This window comes from Vibrio sp. 1288, assembly GCF_033344475.1.
Window position 1 is genome coordinate 1 of record NZ_JAWPOX010000624.1, and the last position, 656, is coordinate 656.

General features: G+C 49.2%; 1 protein-coding gene. It reads right to left on the minus strand.

All coding sequences use genetic code 11. The features are described from left to right. On the minus strand, positions 1–622 hold a 622-nt coding region (locus R8O11_RS28420), incomplete at its 3' end, for a dihydroxy-acid dehydratase (RefSeq protein WP_318195017.1). Positions 623–656 lie beyond the last annotated feature (34 nt).

A 656-nucleotide genomic window follows, 5' to 3' on the forward strand; every position in this document is an offset into this window, starting at 1 on the left:
TCAGACAGTTCATTGAGTTTGCAGTGAACATGCCTGAACACGATCCACACGTTGGGCATGCACTGCGTTCGATCTGTTCGCTTTGTTCGTCAGACACTTTAGGATCGGCGCCTTGGATCATGGCATCGACAAGGTCTAACTTGATGATCTGGTCTGAAAGCTTGGTTTTGCCCGCTTCCATTGGGCCGCCAGATACGAAGATAACTGGAATGTTGAGACGCATTGACGCCATCAGCATCCCTGGAGTGATTTTGTCACAGTTAGAGATACACACCATCGCATCTGCACAGTGCGCATTAACCATGTATTCTACTGAGTCGGCAATCAATTCACGTGATGGCAGCGAATAAAGCATGCCGCCGTGACCCATTGCGATGCCATCATCGACGGCGATGGTATTGAATTCTTTTGCGATGCCGCCTGCCGCTTCAATCTCTTGAGCAACAAGTTGGCCCAAATCTTTAAGGTGTACGTGGCCTGGTACGAACTGAGTGAATGAGTTCACCACGGCGATGATTGGTTTACCGAAATCTTCGTCTTTTACACCGGTTGCACGCCAGAGCGCACGAGCTCCCGCCATGTTACGACCATGTGTGGTGGTAGCTGATCTATATTTTGGCATTTCTTAAATCCTTCTTACTGCTGCTCTGGGTACA